The organism is Pseudomonas sp. MT92 (assembly GCF_058792515.1).
Map to the genome: position 1 here is coordinate 138,105 of NZ_JBXAFA010000017.1, position 16,809 is coordinate 154,913.

Sequence of the window (16,809 nt, forward strand, 5' to 3'; positions counted from 1 at the left end):
CATCGCGAGCAGGCTCGCTCCTACAGTTGATCGCATTTCAAGCCTGGTCGAGTGCCACTCCCGCCCCCACCAACCCGGAATACGGTGCCGTCACCAGCCACACCGGAATCCCCTTGAAGTAATCGCTCATGCAGCCCTTGTCGGCAAAGCATCGGGCGAAACCGCTTTCGAGGAAGAAATCGGCGAAGCGCGGAATTACCCCGCCAACGATGTACACGCCACCACGCGCGCCCGTGGTCAGCACGTTGTTGCCAGCCACGCGACCGAGCCAGCAGCAGAACTGCTCAAGCACTTCCAGGGCAATCGGATCGCCCGCCAACCCGGCAGCGGTGATCGCCTCCGGGGTGTCGAGTACCGGTTCATGACCGTCCACCGCGCAAATCGCGCGATACACCCGTGGCAAGCCACCGCCGCTCAACGCCGTTTCGGCGCTGACATGGCCAATCTCGTTATAGAGGTGTTGCCACAGTTGGGTTTCTCGCGGGCTGCTCAGGGGCAAATCGACGTGACCGCCCTCTCCCGGCAAGGCCGCGAAACGGCCTTCACCGAGATCCAGCAATGTACCGACGCCCAGACCGGTGCCCGGCCCGATAACCACCGCAGGCCGCAAGGGCTCCGGCGTCCCTTCACAGACCACGCGGAATTCGCCTGGCTGCAAACGGGTCATGCCCAGGGCCATGGCCGAGAAGTCATTAACCAGCAACAGCTGATCCACCTGCAAGGTCTGACAGAACCCCTTGCGGCTCAGTCGCCAGTGATTGTTGGTGAACTTGAATTCATCGCCGCTCACGGGGCCCGCCACCGACAGGCACACCGAACCGATGGCCCCCGGCGCCAGACCGAGCCCGCTCAGGTAGAGGCTGATCGCCTCTTCGGGGCTGGCGTGGTCTGCCGTCGCCAGCACCTGGACCGATTCCAGTTGCTGGTTTTTCCACAACGCGAAACGTGCGTTGGTCCCACCGATGTCACCGACCAAAGCCAGTTTCAATTAAGCGTCTCCAGGGCAGAAGTAAAGGCGCTGGCGCCCTGCTCCGCCGAGCTGAAGGCCATGCGCATGAAACCAAACAGTTCGCGACCGGTGCCGATGTTGTTGCCCAGCAGGCCCTTGGCCGGGGTGCGCGCTGCGAATTCTTCGGCGTCCACCTTAAGCTCCAGGGTGCCTTTGACGCCATCGACGCGGATGATATCGCCCTCTTGCACCCGCGCCAAAGCGCCGCCCACGTACGCTTCGGGGCTGACGTGAATGGCCGCCGGAATTTTCCCCGACGCGCCGGACATGCGCCCGTCGGTCACCAGTGCGACTTTGAAACCGCGATCCTGCAGCACGCCAAGGAACGGCGTCATCTTGTGCAGTTCCGGCATGCCGTTGGAGCGCGGGCCCTGGAAGCGCATCACCGCAACGAAATCCTTCTCCAGCAAACCGGCCTTGAACGCATCGGCCAGGTCTTGCTGATCCTGAAACACCATGGCCGGCGCTTCGACGATCTGGTTTTCCAGCGCGACCGCCGAGACTTTCATCACGCCACGACCAAGGTTGCCTTCCATCACCCGCAGGCCGCCTTCTGGCGAGAACGCACGAGCCACCGGCCGCAGGATGCTTTCGTCGAGGCTTTCGGTAATGCCTTCGCGCCAGACCAGCTCGCCGTTATCGAGGAACGGCTCCTGGGTGTAACGGCTCAGGCCGTGGCCCAGTACGGTGTTGACGTTTTCGTGGAGCAACCCGGCTTCCAGCAGTTCACGGATCAGGAACGACATGCCGCCCGCCGCCTGGAAGTGGTTGATGTCGGCTTTACCGTTCGGGTAGACGTGGCTCAGGGTCGGCACCACCTCGGAGAGGTCGGCCATGTCCTGCCAGGTCAACTGAATACCCGCCGCCATGGCGATGGCCGGCATGTGCAAGGTGTGGTTGGTCGAGCCGCCGGTGGCGTGCAGGGCGACGATGGAATTGACCAGTGAGCGCTCGTCGACGATTTCGCCGATCGGCAGGTAGTTGCCGTTCTGCTTGGTAATGCGTGTCACCTGATGCGCCGCTTCGCGGGTCAGGGCATCGCGCAACGGCGTGTTCGGGTTCACGAAGGAAGCACCCGGCAAGTGCAGGCCCATGACTTCCATCAGCAACTGGTTGGTGTTGGCGGTGCCGTAGAAGGTGCAGGTGCCGGGGCTGTGGTAGGAGTTCATTTCCGATTCCAGCAACTCTTCGCGGCTGGCCTTGCCTTCGGCGTAGCGCTGGCGCACATCGGCTTTCTGCTTGTTGGAAATGCCCGACACCATCGGCCCGCCCGGGACGAAGATCATCGGCAGATGCCCGAAACGCAACGCGCCCATCATCAGGCCCGGCACGATCTTGTCGCAGATGCCGAGCATCAGCGCGCCATCGAACATGTTGTGGGATAACGCCACGGCTGTAGACAGCGCGATCACTTCGCGACTCGGCAGGCTCAGCTCCATGCCGGGCTCGCCCTGGGTCACGCCATCGCACATGGCCGGAGTGCCGCCGGCGAACTGACCGACGGAGCCGATTTCACGCAGGGCTTTTTTGATCAGCTCCGGGAAGACCTCGTACGGCTGATGCGCCGAGAGCATGTCGTTATATGACGAAACAATCGCAATGTTGGCGGAGTTCATCATCCGCAAACTGTTCTTGTCGTCGCTGCCGCAACCGGCCACGCCGTGGGCGAAGTTGGCGCATTGCAGCTTGCCGCGCATCGGACCGTCGCTGGCCGCACCGCGAATCAGTGCAAGGTAAGCCTCACGCGTGGCGCGGCTGCGGGCAATAAGCCGTTCGGTGACCTCAAGGACGCGGGGATGCATGTGTAGAACTCCAGGCTAACGGATGTGGCGACCTGATTGTCTATGCTGAACAAGAGCCGTTGTTGACGGGATGACAGACGGCTTTCTTGATCAATCGGACCAGTTGATTCAGGTCACTCGTTGTAGATTGAACAAAATATTGCCACTAAAAAGGCTTGTTTTCTATTTTTTTGCGAATAATCTTGTAATTCCAACAACAAAACGACGGCGGCGCTGACAAATGACTCTTCGAATCGCGATCAATGGTTTTGGCCGTATCGGCCGTAATGTCCTGCGCGCACTCTATACCCAAGGCTATCGTCAGGATTTGCAAATCGTCGCGATCAACGACTTGGGCGACAGCGCGATCAACGCACACTTACTCAAGTACGACACTGTTCACGGCACGTTCGATGCCGATGTCCAACACGATCAGGAAAGCCTGACCGTCAACGGCGACCGCATTTCGGTCAGCGCCATCCGCAACCCGGCCGACCTGCCATGGGCCGCGGAAAGGATTGATGTGGTGTTTGAATGCACCGGCCTGTTCACCGACCGAGCCAAGGCTGCGGCGCATATTACGGCCGGCGCGCGCAAAGTGATTATCTCGGCACCGGCCAAAGGGGCCGATGCCACGGTGGTGTACGGGGTCAACCACGACATTCTGCGCCAGTCGCACCAGATTATTTCCAACGCTTCGTGCACCACCAACTGCCTGGCCCCGGTGGCCCAGGTGCTGCACCGCGAACTGGGGATCGAAAGCGGTCTGATGACCACGATTCACGCCTACACCAACGACCAGAACCTGACCGACGTCTACCACACCGATCCGTACCGCGCCCGTTCCGCCACCCAGAACATGATCCCGAGCAAGACTGGCGCCGCTGAAGCGGTGGGCCTGGTGTTGCCGGAACTGGCGGGCAAACTGACCGGCATGGCCGTGCGTGTACCGGTGATCAACGTCTCCCTGGTCGACCTGACCGTGCAGCTCAAGCGCGAAGCGTCGGCCGATGAAGTCAATGCGCTGCTAAAAGAAGCCAGTCAGCACTCGAAAATCCTCGGCTACAACACCCTGCCGCTGGTCTCGAGCGACTTCAACCACAACCCGCTGTCGTCGATCTTCGACGCCAACCACACCAAAGTCAGCGGCAAGCTGCTCAAGGTGCTGGCCTGGTACGACAACGAATGGGGTTTCTCCAACCGCATGCTCGATAACTGCCTGGCGCTGTGCAACGCTGAATAAGCAGCACGCCCCCAGCCTGCAGGAGCGAGCCTGCTCGCGATGGTCGTGAACGATAACGCGGGGAACCTGATGCCCCGCAGTGTTCTCTAGCTCATCGCGAGCAAGGCTCGCTCCTACCAGGTGCACCCCCTGTCTGTAGGAGCGAGCCTGCTCGCGATGGTCGCGAACGATAACGCGGGGAACTTGATGCCCCGCAGTGTTCTCAAGCTCATCGCGAGCAAGGTGCGTGTCATTTCTGGAGCAACAACCGATGATTGGCATCAGCTTTACGCAAAAGACCCTGGCGGCGCGCAAGCGTATCGCCTTGGTCGCCCATGACCATTGCAAAGTGTTCTTGCTGGATTGGGCCGAGCGGCAGAAAGATAAACTCGCCCGACACGAACTGGTCGCCACCGGTACCACGGGTTTGTTGCTGCAACAACGCCTCGACCTGCCGGTGGAGAGCATGATCAGCGGCCCACTGGGCGGTGACCAGCAGCTCGGCGCACGAATCGCCGAACAACGGGTCGACATGCTGGTGTTCTTCTGGGACCCGTTCGAGCCACAGCCGCACGACCCGGACATCAAGGCATTGTTGCGCGTCGCGGCGGTCTGGAACATTCCAGTGGCGTGCAACGAATGCAGCGCCGACTATCTGCTCAGCAGCCCGCTGATGGATCAGGCGCATGAGCACCGGATTCCGGATTACGCGACCTATCTGCAGAATCGCGCATAAACCGGAACAAATCAGTGCTTGACCACCAAAGCGGATGATAAGCATTATCATCCGCTTGAAATGGATCAGGTTCTCCCGTGAGTCAATCGCGCTTCAACGACGTCTTCATCACCCAGCGAATCACTCTGCTGCGCACGCTGGAGCGGATGGTCAACAACCACAGCACAGCCGAAGACCTGCTGCAGGAAACCTACCTGCGCGTGACCCGTGCGCTCAGCGAGCGGGCCATCGATCACCTCGAACCCTTCGTATTCCAGACTGCCCGCAACCTGGCGCTGGACCATCTGCGTGCGCGGCGAATCCACTCGCGAACCATGGTCGATGACGTCCCGCTGGAGGTGGTGCAAAGCGTCGCCGCCCCGGCCGGCAATGCCGAGGATGCCGTCCATGCAGAACGATTGCTTGAGCGCTTGAACGTGCACCTCAGTCAGCTCAGCCCTCGCCAGCAGCAGATTTTCATCCTCAGTCGCCTGCACGGTCACAGCTATCTGGAGATCGCCGAAAAGCTCGGTGTATCGCTGAGCACGGTGCAAAAGGAGCTGAAACTGATCATGACAATCTGTATGGGCGTCGCAGGACGCAGCTCGAAGCTTTAAGCTTGAAACTGCATTTCCTCCCCTGCCGAGAAAATACCGTGACGGACACCCAGCGCTTCCATTCGCCCTCCCCGGCGCAGGACACTGCAGATGCGATGGACCAGGCCCTCGACTGGCTGATCGTGCTGGACAGCCCGAACGAAGAACAGACCCGCCAGTTCCAGCAATGGCTCGCGGCCGATCCGGCGCATGCCGATGCGTTCGCCAGGGCCCAGGCGATCTGGAATGGTCCGCAAATCACGCAGTGCGCACAAAGCCTGGCCGCGCGCCCGGCGAAGATCACCGTACTCTCGCGCCTGCGCCCCCATTGCAAACCCCTGGCCACCGCCGCCGTGCTGATCCTCGGCCTGTTCAGCTTCAGCAATTTGCCGATGCGCCTGCAGGCCGATCACCTGACCGTGGTCGGTGAACGCCAGCGCCTGCAACTGGAGGACGGCTCGAAAGTCCTGCTCAACACCAACTCGGCCTTTTCCAGCACCATCAACGACCAACAACGCGTGGCGCGGTTGTATCAGGGCGAAGCCTATTTCGAGGTGCCGCCTCATCCGGGACAACCGCTGGAAATCGACGCTGGCCTGGTCACGGCGAGCGTCCGGGATACGGCATTTGCCGTGCGTTATCTGGATGGCGTGACACAGGTTCGAGTGCAGCGCGGAGACGTCGATCTGCGGGCGACTCGCGACGACGAACGCGTTCGCTTGAGCGCCGGGGAAAGCATCCGTATCGGCCCCAACGGGTTCGACCGCCCGGCCAAACTGGATGCCGCCACCGAACTGGCCTGGGTCCAGGGCCGACTGGTGTTCGAAAACTGCCCCCTGAGCCAGGTCCTGGCGGAACTGCGTCGCTACTATCCAGGCTGGATCATCAACAACAACGAGCGGTTGGCCAATGTCGCGGTGACGGGGAATTACCGCCTCGATCAGCCGCTGGACGCCGTCCGCTCCCTTGCCCACATCACCTCCGCCAAACTCCAGGAGTTCCCGGCGCTGGTGATCCTGAACTAAATGAGAATTATTTTTACTCGATAGCCAAGCCTCGTACGTCTCGTTATAGCCAATGCAATTGATTCGCATCTTCGATGCCGATCAGCACCTATAAAGATTCGTGCGACACGGAGCGCTATCGATGTCCTCTCGCCTTACCCGCCAGTCCTCTTCACCTTCCCGCGTACTGTCGCTGCTGACCGCCGCCATTCTGATGGCCGGCAGTGCACCGCTCATCGCCGCCACGGCCGAACAGCCGAGCCGCAACATGGGCGACTATTCGTTCGCCATTGCGCCACAGTCGCTGGTGCCGGCGCTCAATGCGTTTACCGCTGTGACAGGCTGGCAGGTTGGCTTGCCCTCAGCGCTGGCAGAAGGTGTGGCGTCGCCGGGTGTACGCGGCTCACTGCCGCCAGAGAAAGCCCTCGATCGCCTGTTGGTGGGGACCGACCTGAGCTATCGCAAACTGGGCAATAACAACATCGTGCTGGAAAAGCGCGGCAACAGCGGCACCCTCAACCTGCAACAGGTGACCATCAGCGCCACCCGCCAGGCGCAAGACGTGAACAGCGTGCCCAGCACCGTCACCGTTCACACGCGTGAAGAGCTGGATCGCAACAACGTCAATACCATCAAGGAACTCGTGCGTTACGAACCGGGCGTTGCCGTGGGCGGCACCGGCACCCGCGGCGCAATCAGCGGCTATAACATCCGTGGCATCGACGGTGACCGGATCCTGACCCAGGTCGATGGCGTCGAAGTACCGGACGGCTTCTTCAACGGCCCTTACGCCAAGACCCAGCGCAACTACGTCGACCCGGAAATCGTCAAGCGTGTCGAAATCCTCCGCGGTCCGGCTTCGGTGCTCTACGGTAGCAACGCCATCGGTGGCGCGGTCAGCTACTTCACCCTGGACCCCGACGACATCATCAAGCCTGGCCAGGACGCCGGTGCACGGCTGAAGACCGGTTACAGCTCCGCCGACGACAGCTGGCTCAAATCCGCCACCGTGGCGGGCCGTGCCGATCAGTTCGATGGCCTGTTGCATTACAGCCAGCGCGATGGCCACGAAACCGAATCCTATGGCGGCAACAACGGCACCGGGCTGGCACGCACCGCCGCCAACCCGGAAGACGTGCGTGCCACCAACGTGCTGGCGAAAGTAGGCTGGAACTATAAAGAGGACGCGCGCCTGGGCCTGGTCTACGAAAAGTACAAGGACGACCGCGACACCGACCAGAAAAGCGCTTATGGCGGCCCGTTCCTCGATGGGAAACCGACCATTGCGGCCAACATCTTGCCGGGCGGCATGTACCAGTGGCGCACCGGTAACGACACCATCACCCGCGAACGCTTCGGCCTGGAACACAGCTTCGCCCTCGACAGCCTGCTGGTGGACAACGTCAAGTGGAGCCTGAATCACCAGATCGCCAAGACCGATCAGAGCACCGAGGAGTTCTACTACCCGATGTCACGCAAAGTGCTGCGGACCCGAGACACGGTCTACGAAGAAAAGCAGTGGGTCTTCGATGCACAACTGGATAAGACATTCAGCCTTGCCGACACCGAACACCTGTTGACCTACGGCACCACCCTCAAGCAACAGAAAGTCACCGGATCACGCAGCGGCAATGGCACGTGCCTCGCCGTCTTCGGCAGCTGTCGGGTTGTCGGCGCCACCAGTGCCGCGGACGTGCTGAAAAAATCCAGCGACTTCCCGGACCCGACCATCAACACCTACAGCCTGTTCGCCCAGGACCAGATCAGCTGGAACCAGTGGACCTTCCTGCCTGGCCTGCGCTACGACTACACCGAACTCAAGCCGCACATTACCCGGGAATTCCTCAACACCGTGGCGGCCGACGGTCGCGGCACCGTCAGCGACGAGAACAAGACCTGGCACAAGGTGTCGCCCAAGTTCGGCCTGACCTATGCCCTGACCGACGAGTACACCTGGTACGGCCAATACGCCGAGGGATTCCGCACCCCGACCGCGAAGGCGCTCTACGGGCGCTTCGATAACACCGTTACCGGCTACCGCGTAGAGCCAAATCCGGACCTGGAACCGGAAAAAAGCAAAAGCTACGAGACCGGCCTGCGCGGCAATTTTGAGCAAGGCTCCTTCAATGTGGCGGTGTTCTATAACAAGTACCGCGATTTCATCAACGAAGATGCCATCACGCCGGGTTATGACAAGCCGACCTTCCAGAGCGCCAACATCAAGCACGCCACCATCAAAGGCGCGGAAGTCAAAGGTCGCCTGAACCTCGATGCCTTCGGTGCGCCGCAAGGTCTCTACACCCAGGGTTCCGTGGCGTATGCCTACGGTCGAAACGACGACACTGGCGAGCCGCTCAACAGTGTCAATCCGCTGACCGGTGTATTCGGGCTCGGCTACGACCAGGACAACTACGGCGGGATGTTGAGCTGGACGCTGGTGAAAAAGAAAAATCGGGTCGACGACAGCAACTTCAAGTCGCCGGACGGCGTCAGCAGTCAGTTCAAGACCCCGGGCTTCGGCGTGCTGGACCTGAGTGGCTTCTACAAAGTCACCGACGATGTGACCGTCAACGCCGGCATCTACAACCTGACCGACAAGAAGTACTGGTTGTGGAATGACGTGCGCGGTTACGACAGCGTCGGCGAAGCCTCGGTGACGCAACCGGCCAACCTTGATCGCCTCACTCAACCGGGTCGCAACTTCGCGGTCAATCTGATCTGGGATATCTGATCCCGCCTTTCTCACGACGCCGCTTCATTTAAAGCGGCTTCGTGAGGATTTTTTTACTGTCGTGGGCCTGCTCATACGTCTCGTTACCAGGCTCTTCTTATTCTCAAGGATGTCTCATGACCACTCAGGAAACGGCTCAACGTCCGGTATTGCGCTCGCAACGCCTGAATCAGATCACCCACGAACCTCACACCCGACTCGATGCATTGGTCAAAGCCCATGCACCGTTCGAAACCCAGGCCAACTTCGCCCGGTTCGTGGTGGCGCAGTACCTGTTCCAGTCCGAACTGGTGCCGCTGTACAACGATGCCGATTTGACCGCCATCGTCCCGGACCTGCCTGCTCGTTGTCGGGCCGAAGCAGCCATGGCCGACCTGGCGGACCTGGACACCGAAGTGCCAGGACCGGTCGCTGGCGCCCTGCACCTTCCGAGTAAAGCCCAGGCTCTGGGCTGGCTCTTCGTGTCCGAAGGATCGAAGCTCGGCGCGGCCTTCCTGATCAAGCGCGCCGTCGGCCTGTGCCTGAACGAAACGTTCGGCGCCCGCCACTTGGGCGAACCGGCCGGTGGCCGCGCTGAAGGCTGGAAAAGCTTCGTCAAAACCCTCGATGGACTGCAGCTCAGTGCCCAGGAAGAAGCCGAACTGGATAAAGGCGCCATCGACGCGTTCAACCGCTTTACCCTGTTACTGGAACAGGCTTACGCCACCGCAACTGTCTGACCCGACACATATCCCTTGTGGGAGCGGGCTCGCCCGCGATAACGGCATCACGGACAATAGTTACGTCGACTGATGCACCACTATCGCGGTCAAGCCCCCACAGGGCACTGAGTAAGTCTGTAAGATCCCGATCGGCCTCGAACGCGCACCCTCTGAGAATATGCCGTCCTCATCAAAACTCACCCGTCTGCTCTTCGGCCTGCTGGCCTACGTCAGCCTCGGTATCGGCCTGATCGCCATTGTCGTACCCGGCCTGCCAACCACCGAATTCATCCTGCTGGCCGCCTGGGCGGCGACCAGAAGCTCGCCACGCTTGAGCGCCTGGCTGGAAAACCATCGGCTGTTCGGCCCCATTCTCATTCACTGGCGCAACGGCAAAATCATCGCGCGCCGGGCCAAGGTCAGCGCCACCGTCAGCATGCTGCTGTGTGCCACGCTGATGCTGGTGATGCTCGATCATGGCTGGCCGATCTACCTGGCGATGGCGGGCATGGGCCTGGGCAATGTGTGGATCTGGTCGCGCCCCGAAACACTGCCGAAATCCCCCTGAATCAAACCGCTGTTTTTCCTGTTTTTTATACGATTTTCGGTACATTTTCCCGCGCAAACGTTTAGCAGCTACCGTTCGTCGGCATCGCCCTCATGCAATGACCACCCCTCGCCGATGTGGATTGAATGCGCTGAATGGATTTGGCGAATCGAGTCGGCCCGGACTCATAGCCAACACCTCATCCATTCGCGAGTTCGCCCTATGTTCGACTCACTGTCCATCCGCCTGAAAATTGTCCTGCTCTCTGGTCTATGCCTGCTTGGCGTGGTCGCGCTGATCGAGGGCATGAACGTCTACCAGACCAATCAGAACAATGCGCTGGTCAGCTCCTCCAGCAGCCAGATGCTCACCAACAGCGTGCAGGATTTGCTGCAGGCCAAGGCTGCCGAGCAAGCGGTGCGGGTGCAGAAGACGTTCGGCGAAACCCAGACGGTAGTGACCGCCCTGGCCGATCAGATCAAGGACATGCGCAACCTGGCCGCCAAACGCTCCCTGGAGCCCGCTGCCCTGCGCGAAGAACTGAACCAGAGCCTGAAAACCGCGTTCGAGCGCAACAGCAAAGTGCTGGGGATCTGGCTGGCGTTCGAACCCAACGGCCTGGACGGCAAGGACAGCGAGTTCGCCAATGACGCCGCTCGCCAGTCCAACGAAGCCGGACGTTTTGCCACCTACTGGAGCCGTGCCGGAGGAGAAGCGCTCAACACGATCATGGTCGAAGAGGACATGACCAAGACCACCCTGAACCTGAGTGGCACCCCGTACAACGTCTGGTACACCTGCCCTCGGGACAGCAAACGTACCTGCCTGCTCGACCCGTACGCCGATACCGTCGGTGGCAAGGAAGTGTTGATGACCACCATTTCCACGCCGCTGCTGGTGGATGGCAAGTCCATCGGCGTGGTGGGCGTGGACATCGCCCTCAACGCCCTGCAAGCAGCGGCTGTCGACTCCCAGCGCGATCTGTTCAATAGCGCCGGTCACATGCTGATCGTTTCCGGTACTGGCGTGATGGCTGCCTACAGCACCGATGCTGCCAAAGTCGGCAAAAGCATCGACGAGACCCTGGGCGCCGACGGCAAGGACATTCTGCAATTGCTCAGCGGTGGCGCTCCGAAAATTCTCCAGCAAGGCGACCTGATCCGTGCGGTTTACCCGGTCAGCCCGATCCCTGACGCCAAGGCCTGGGGCGTGGTGATCGATTTGCCCAAACAAGTGTTGCTGGCCGACTCGGTGAAGCTGCAAGCGGTGCTCGATGACGCCCAGCAAAGCGGCACGATCAAAGCCGTTGGCGTGGCGATCATTGCCGGCCTGATCGGCTTGCTGTTGATCTGGCTGACGGCTTCGGGTGTCACCCGGCCGATCAATAGTGTGGCCCAGATGCTCAAGGCGATTGCCAGCGGCGACGGCGACCTGACCCAACGCCTGCACTACAGCAAGAAGGATGAACTGGGCGAACTGGTCAGCTGGTTCAACCGCTTCCTCGACAAGCTGCAACCGACCATCGCGCAGATCAAGCAGAGCATTACCGATGCTCGCGGCACTGCAGACCAGTCTGCGGAAATCGCCCGCCAGACCAGTGAAGGCATGCTGGTGCAGTTCCGCGAAGTCGATCAGGTCGCCACTGCCTCCAACGAAATGAGCGCCACGGCCCACGACGTTGCCAACAGCGCATCGAACGCGGCGAATGCGGCCAAGGGCGCCGACCAATCGGCCCGCGAAGGCATGCAGATCATCGAGCGCAGCACCCGCGACATCAATCAACTGGCCGACGAAGTCAGCAAGGCCGTGACTGAAGTGGAAGCCCTGGCGGTGAACAGCGACCAAATCGGATCGGTGCTGGAAGTGATCCGCAGCATCGCCGAACAAACCAACCTGCTGGCGCTCAACGCCGCGATTGAAGCCGCCCGGGCCGGCGAAAGCGGTCGCGGTTTTGCCGTGGTCGCCGACGAAGTGCGCAACCTGGCCAAACGCACCCAGGACTCGGTGGAGGAAATTCGCCTGGTGATCGAGCGTATCCAGAGCGGCACCCGCGGTGTGGTCGCCACCATGCATTCGAGCCAGACCCAGGCCCACAGCAATGCCGGGCAGATCCAGCAAGCCGTGCAGGCCCTGAGCAAGATCAGCGACGCGGTCACCGTGATCAGCGACATGAACCTGCAGATCGCCAGCGCCGCCGAACAGCAAAGCGCCGTGGCAGAAGAGGTCAATCGCAACGTTTCGGCGATCCGTACCGTCACCGAAACCTTGACCGGGCAGGCCAATGAATCGGCGCAGATCAGCAGCCAGCTGAACAACCTGACCACCCACCAGATGAAACTGATGGATCAGTTCCGCGTATAGAGCCCCCCTGTGGGAGCGAGCTTGCTCGCTCCCACAGGATTTCATCCGGCCTGCCCCCTGTTTGTTCTATGCTCGGGCTCTCGCTCCGGAGGGCCTTCGATGACTGATCTACTCACGTCCATTCAAGCCGCACTCGGCTTGCACCGCACCCAGGTCTCATTCACCGCCAGTGGCGCCCTGCCCTCGGCCTTTGCCGTCACGGACCTGGCGTGCGCCAGCATCGCCGCCGCTGGCCAGGCCATCAGTGAGCTGCTGCATCAACAAACCGGCCGCTTGCCCGAAGTTGAAGTCGATCGCCGACTAGCCTCGTTCTGGTTCTCCTCCTCGATCCGCCCGGTGGGCTGGAGTGTGCCGCCGTTGTGGGACCCCATCGCTGGTGACTATGCCACCCGGGACGGCTGGATTCGCCTGCACACCAATGCGCCCCATCACCGCGCCGCCGCCGAAACCGTGCTTGGCGCCTGTACCGATCGCTCCGCGATGGCGAGCAAAGTGGCGCAATGGGCCAAGGGCGACCTGGAGCAAGCGGTGGTCGATGCCGGAGGTTGCGCCGCTGAAATGCGTACGTGGGCGCAGTGGCAGTCTCACCCGCAAGGCATGGCAGTCAATGCAGAACCGCTCATCCAGTTCGACCGTCACGGCAACCACGAGGGCAAACCGTGGCAAGGTTCAGTGGCACAGCCCTTGGCCGGGATCAAAGTGCTGGACTTGACCCGTGTGCTCGCCGGCCCTGTTGCCAGCCGTTTTCTGGCCGGCCTCGGCGCCGACGTCTTGCGTATCGATCCGCCGACCTGGAACGAACCCGGCGTGGTGCCGGAAATGACCTTGGGCAAACGTTGCGCGCGCCTCGATCTGCACGACAGGGCTGATCGCAGCGTGTTCGAAAACCTGCTCAAGAATGCCGATATCCTGCTCCACGGCTATCGCGCCGATGCGCTCGAAGGGTTGGGATACGGCATCGCCGAACGGCAAACACTCGCCCCGGGCCTGATCGATGTCTGCCTGAATGCCTACGGTTGGAGCGGTCCGTGGCAAAACCGTCGAGGCTTCGACAGCCTGGTGCAAATGAGCAGCGGCATTGCCGAGGCCGGCATGCGCTGGCAGTGCGCGGACAAGCCGACACCTTTACCGCTGCAAGCGCTGGATCACGCCACCGGCTACCTGATGGCGGCCAGTGTGATCAAGCTGCTGGCTGAACGCTTGAGCAACGACCGTGGTGGATCGGCGCGGTTGTCGCTGGCGCGCACGGCGAAGTTGCTGATCGACAATGGACCCGGGACCGACGCGTTATTGCGCGCAGAGGATGAAGGCGATCAGGGCCTTGTGCTCGAGCAGACCACCTGGGGCCCGGCGCATCGGCTGCAGGTTCCATTGAAGATCACCGGTACACCCCTGCAGTGGACGATCGCGGCCTCTGAATTGGGTTCCCACCGCGCGCAGTGGTGGTGACGGTCAGATAGCCTTCAGGAGCAGGCTCGCACCCGGTTTGTCATTACCCATAAATTGTGCGCGGGATTTCACCATTGGCCCGCGCCAAGGCATACTTGCCCCCCCTCGCCGTCCAGAATTCATTAGCGTCCCATGCGTATCCACGTCAGCTTCATCGACCGCGTCGGTATCACCCAGGAAGTCCTGGCCTTGCTCGGTGGGCGCAATCTCAATCTGGATGCGGTGGAAATGGTGCCGCCCAACGTTTATATCGACGCCCCGACCCTGAGCGCGCAAGTCCTCGAAGAGCTGCGTGATGCGCTGTTCAGCGTGCGTGGGGTGCAAGCGGTGACGGTGGTCGACATCCTGCCCGGCCAGCGTCGGCACTTGCAGCTCGACGCACTGCTGGCGGCCATGACCGATCCGGTGCTGGCGCTGGACAGTGCCGGCAAGGTGTTGCTGGCCAACCCGGCCCTGATTGCCCTGTACGGTCGTGAGCCGGCCGGTGAAAGCGTCGCCGACCTGTTTGGCGACCCGGCCCTGCTCGATACATTGCTCGAATACGGTTTCCGGTTGCCACTGCGGGAAATTACCGTCAACGGGCAGACATTACTGCTGGACGCCACGCCCATCACTGACGCTGGCGCGCTGCTGACCCTGTATCAACCGAACCGCATCGGCGAACGCCTGTCGGCACTGCATCACGATCATGCCGAGGGCTTCGATGCGCTGCTGGGCGAATCGCCGGCGATTCGTACGCTCAAGGTTCGCGCACAACGGGTGGCGGTCCTCGATGCGCCTCTGCTGATCCAGGGCGAAACCGGCACCGGCAAGGAATTGGTGGCCCGGGCTTGCCACGCCATCAGTGCGCGACACAACGCTCCGTTTCTGGCATTGAACTGTGCTGCATTGCCGGAGAACCTCGCCGAAAGCGAACTGTTCGGCTATGCCCCCGGCGCGTTTACCGGTGCGCAACGGGGCGGCAAACCGGGTCTGATGGAGCTGGCGAACCAGGGCACGGTGTTTCTTGACGAAATCGGTGAGATGTCGCCGTACCTGCAAGCCAAGTTGCTGCGCTTCCTCAACGATGGCAGCTTCCGGCGGGTCGGCGGTGATCGGGAGGTGAAGGTCAACGTGCGGATCCTCAGCGCGACCCACCGCGACCTGGAAAAAATGGTCAGCGAAGGCCTGTTCCGTGAAGACCTGTTCTATCGACTCAATGTGCTCAATGTCGAAGTCCCGCCCCTGCGCGAGCGCGGCCAGGACATTCTGCTGCTGGCCCGCTATTTCATGCAGCAGGCATGCGCACAGATCCAGCGCCCGGTCTGTCGCCTGGCACCGGGCACTTACCCGGCACTGCTGGGTAATCGCTGGCCTGGCAACGTCAGGCAACTGCAAAACGTGATCTTCCGCGCCGCCGCCATATGCGAAAGCAGTCTGGTGGACATCGGCGACCTCGACATCGCCGGCACGTCGGTGGCGCGCCAAAGCGACCATGAAGTCGACAGCCTGGAACAGGCGATGGAGGCGTTCGAAAAAGACCTGCTGGAAAAACTCTACGTCAGTTACCCCTCGACCCGGCAATTGGCCAGTCGCCTGCAAACCTCCCACACCGCGATCGCCCACCGTTTGCGCAAGTACGGCATTCCCAACAAGCCCTGACGCCGCCAACGCCTGAATCACCGCAGATCCCTGTTGGAGCGGGCTTGCTCCCACGGGCTTCGTGTCCAGCAAGAAATCACTCTAAAAGCGACCTTCATCTGTACTGAAAGCGCTACAGCGTAACGATATCGCTACACTCGTCCCCAGCCAGCGCCCTGCAAGGCTTTGATCCCCTTAGGCTTTTTTCTTTGTGCCCCGCCGTAGCGATTTCGCTACAGAGCACATTGCCCGCGCCTCTCGAAATACTCATAAATAATTGATTAATAACAAGAAACTAACATTGGCCGCGTTTTTGCTTAGTAACCCTTCATAAACCAGGGCATTGCCCAAGCATTCAATAGCGTCCACCAGACGAGTCTGGCCCCCTTAGGAGTTTCCATGAGCGAGTTGCGTTTTACTGAAGATCACGAATGGCTGCGCACCGAAGCTGACGGCACGGTTACTGTCGGCATCACCGTTTTCGCGCAGGACGCATTGGGCGACGTGGTTTTCGTACAACTGCCTGAGCTGCAGTCCTACGACAAAGGCGCTGAAGCCGCCACCGTGGAGTCGGTCAAAGCCGCCAGCGGCGTGTACATGCCACTGGACGGTGAAGTACTGGAAGTGAACCCTGCGCTCGACAGCAGCCCTGAGCTGGTCAACGAAGATCCGCTGGGCGAAGGCTGGTTCTTCCGCTTCAAGCCAAATGACGCCTCGGCTGTTGCCCAACTGCTGGATCAGGACGCCTATGACCGTCTGATCAAAGCCAACGCCTAAGCCTGAGGAGCGCTGACATGACTCAAGTAAGCCTGACAACCGCCAACGAATTCATCGCCCGCCACATCGGCCCGCGCGCCGGCGACGAGCAAGCGATGCTCAACAGCCTCGGCTTCGATTCCCTCGAAGCCCTGAGCGCCAGCGTGATTCCCGACAGCATCAAAGGCACCAGCGTGCTCGGCCTGGAAGACGGCCTGAGCGAAGCCGACGCCCTGGCGCTGATCAAATCCATCGCGGCCAAGAACCAGTTGTTCAAGACCTACATCGGCCAGGGTTACTACGGCACGCACACGCCG

14 protein-coding genes and 1 pseudogene are annotated in these 16,809 nt (G+C 61.1%); 13 read left to right on the plus strand and 2 right to left on the minus strand.

Annotated features, from left to right (window positions below; genetic code table 11):
- Positions 1 to 37: 37 nt before the first annotated feature.
- Positions 38 to 988: a glucokinase gene (locus tag AC1Q6D_RS27655; RefSeq protein WP_090464591.1), complete on the minus strand. Its 951-nt coding sequence runs from the start codon at positions 986 to 988 to the stop codon at positions 38 to 40.
- Positions 985 to 2,811: a phosphogluconate dehydratase gene (gene edd / locus AC1Q6D_RS27660; RefSeq protein ID WP_103406743.1), complete on the minus strand. Its 1,827-nt coding sequence runs from the start codon at positions 2,809 to 2,811 to the stop codon at positions 985 to 987. The genes AC1Q6D_RS27655 and edd overlap by 4 nt, the downstream gene beginning before the upstream one ends.
- Positions 2,812 to 3,031: 220 nt before the next feature.
- Between edd and gap the strand changes: the two genes are divergently transcribed.
- From gap to AC1Q6D_RS27725, 13 genes and pseudogenes are all read left to right on the plus strand, one after another.
- Positions 3,032 to 4,033: a type I glyceraldehyde-3-phosphate dehydrogenase gene (gene gap / locus AC1Q6D_RS27665; RefSeq protein WP_047532466.1), complete on the plus strand. Its 1,002-nt coding sequence runs from the start codon at positions 3,032 to 3,034 to the stop codon at positions 4,031 to 4,033.
- Between the two features lie 250 nt (positions 4,034 to 4,283).
- Positions 4,284 to 4,748: a methylglyoxal synthase gene (locus AC1Q6D_RS27670; protein ID WP_047532468.1), complete on the plus strand. Its 465-nt coding sequence runs from the start codon at positions 4,284 to 4,286 to the stop codon at positions 4,746 to 4,748.
- A 77-nt stretch (positions 4,749 to 4,825) separates the two neighbouring features.
- Entirely contained in the window at positions 4,826 to 5,344 is a 519-nt protein-coding gene (locus tag AC1Q6D_RS27675) for an RNA polymerase sigma factor (RefSeq protein ID WP_103406741.1), read from the plus strand.
- Between the two features lie 38 nt (positions 5,345 to 5,382).
- Positions 5,383 to 6,348 (plus strand): FecR family protein, encoded by a 966-nt coding sequence (locus AC1Q6D_RS27680; protein ID WP_103406749.1) that lies wholly within the window; start codon positions 5,383 to 5,385, stop codon positions 6,346 to 6,348.
- Between the two features lie 121 nt (positions 6,349 to 6,469).
- Entirely contained in the window at positions 6,470 to 9,058 is a 2,589-nt protein-coding gene (locus AC1Q6D_RS27685) for a TonB-dependent receptor (protein WP_103406740.1), read from the plus strand.
- A 116-nt stretch (positions 9,059 to 9,174) separates the two neighbouring features.
- Positions 9,175 to 9,777 (plus strand): biliverdin-producing heme oxygenase, encoded by a 603-nt coding sequence (locus AC1Q6D_RS27690; RefSeq protein WP_103406739.1) that lies wholly within the window; start codon positions 9,175 to 9,177, stop codon positions 9,775 to 9,777.
- A gap of 160 nt (positions 9,778 to 9,937) precedes the next feature.
- On the plus strand, positions 9,938 to 10,327 hold the full coding sequence (locus AC1Q6D_RS27695; RefSeq protein WP_103406738.1) for a YbaN family protein: 390 nt from the start codon (positions 9,938 to 9,940) through the stop codon (positions 10,325 to 10,327).
- Positions 10,328 to 10,792: 465 nt separating this feature from the next.
- A pseudogene (locus tag AC1Q6D_RS27700) lies at positions 10,793 to 11,809 on the plus strand (methyl-accepting chemotaxis protein); the annotation flags it as partial.
- Between the two features lie 102 nt (positions 11,810 to 11,911).
- Positions 11,912 to 12,667: a methyl-accepting chemotaxis protein gene (locus AC1Q6D_RS27705; RefSeq protein WP_371919943.1), complete on the plus strand. Its 756-nt coding sequence runs from the start codon at positions 11,912 to 11,914 to the stop codon at positions 12,665 to 12,667.
- A gap of 99 nt (positions 12,668 to 12,766) precedes the next feature.
- Positions 12,767 to 14,116: a CoA transferase gene (locus AC1Q6D_RS27710; protein WP_103406736.1), complete on the plus strand. Its 1,350-nt coding sequence runs from the start codon at positions 12,767 to 12,769 to the stop codon at positions 14,114 to 14,116.
- Positions 14,117 to 14,248: 132 nt separating this feature from the next.
- Positions 14,249 to 15,757 (plus strand): transcriptional regulator GcsR, encoded by a 1,509-nt coding sequence (gcsR, locus tag AC1Q6D_RS27715; RefSeq protein ID WP_047532479.1) that lies wholly within the window; start codon positions 14,249 to 14,251, stop codon positions 15,755 to 15,757.
- Between the two features lie 378 nt (positions 15,758 to 16,135).
- Positions 16,136 to 16,513 carry a glycine cleavage system protein GcvH gene (gene gcvH / locus AC1Q6D_RS27720; protein ID WP_103406735.1) on the plus strand — a complete coding sequence of 126 codons (378 nt, stop codon included), beginning with the start codon at positions 16,136 to 16,138 and terminating at the stop codon, positions 16,511 to 16,513.
- Positions 16,514 to 16,530: 17 nt separating this feature from the next.
- A partial coding sequence (locus AC1Q6D_RS27725; protein ID WP_492574002.1) for a hypothetical protein occupies positions 16,531 to 16,809 on the plus strand: 279 nt, incomplete at its 3' end.

Coding starts and splice junctions, on each gene's coding strand:
- edd (WP_103406743.1), bottom strand. CDS start 2,811: ATGCATCCCCGCGTCCTTGAGGTCACCGAACGGCTTATTGCCCGCAGC.
- gap (WP_047532466.1), top strand. CDS start 3,032: ATGACTCTTCGAATCGCGATCAATGGTTTTGGCCGTATCGGCCGTAAT.
- AC1Q6D_RS27670 (WP_047532468.1), top strand. CDS start 4,284: ATGATTGGCATCAGCTTTACGCAAAAGACCCTGGCGGCGCGCAAGCGT.
- AC1Q6D_RS27685 (WP_103406740.1), top strand. CDS start 6,470: ATGTCCTCTCGCCTTACCCGCCAGTCCTCTTCACCTTCCCGCGTACTG.
- AC1Q6D_RS27690 (WP_103406739.1), top strand. CDS start 9,175: ATGACCACTCAGGAAACGGCTCAACGTCCGGTATTGCGCTCGCAACGC.
- AC1Q6D_RS27695 (WP_103406738.1), top strand. CDS start 9,938: ATGCCGTCCTCATCAAAACTCACCCGTCTGCTCTTCGGCCTGCTGGCC.
- AC1Q6D_RS27705 (WP_371919943.1), top strand. CDS start 11,912: ATGCTGGTGCAGTTCCGCGAAGTCGATCAGGTCGCCACTGCCTCCAAC.
- AC1Q6D_RS27710 (WP_103406736.1), top strand. CDS start 12,767: ATGACTGATCTACTCACGTCCATTCAAGCCGCACTCGGCTTGCACCGC.
- gcsR (WP_047532479.1), top strand. CDS start 14,249: ATGCGTATCCACGTCAGCTTCATCGACCGCGTCGGTATCACCCAGGAA.
- gcvH (WP_103406735.1), top strand. CDS start 16,136: ATGAGCGAGTTGCGTTTTACTGAAGATCACGAATGGCTGCGCACCGAA.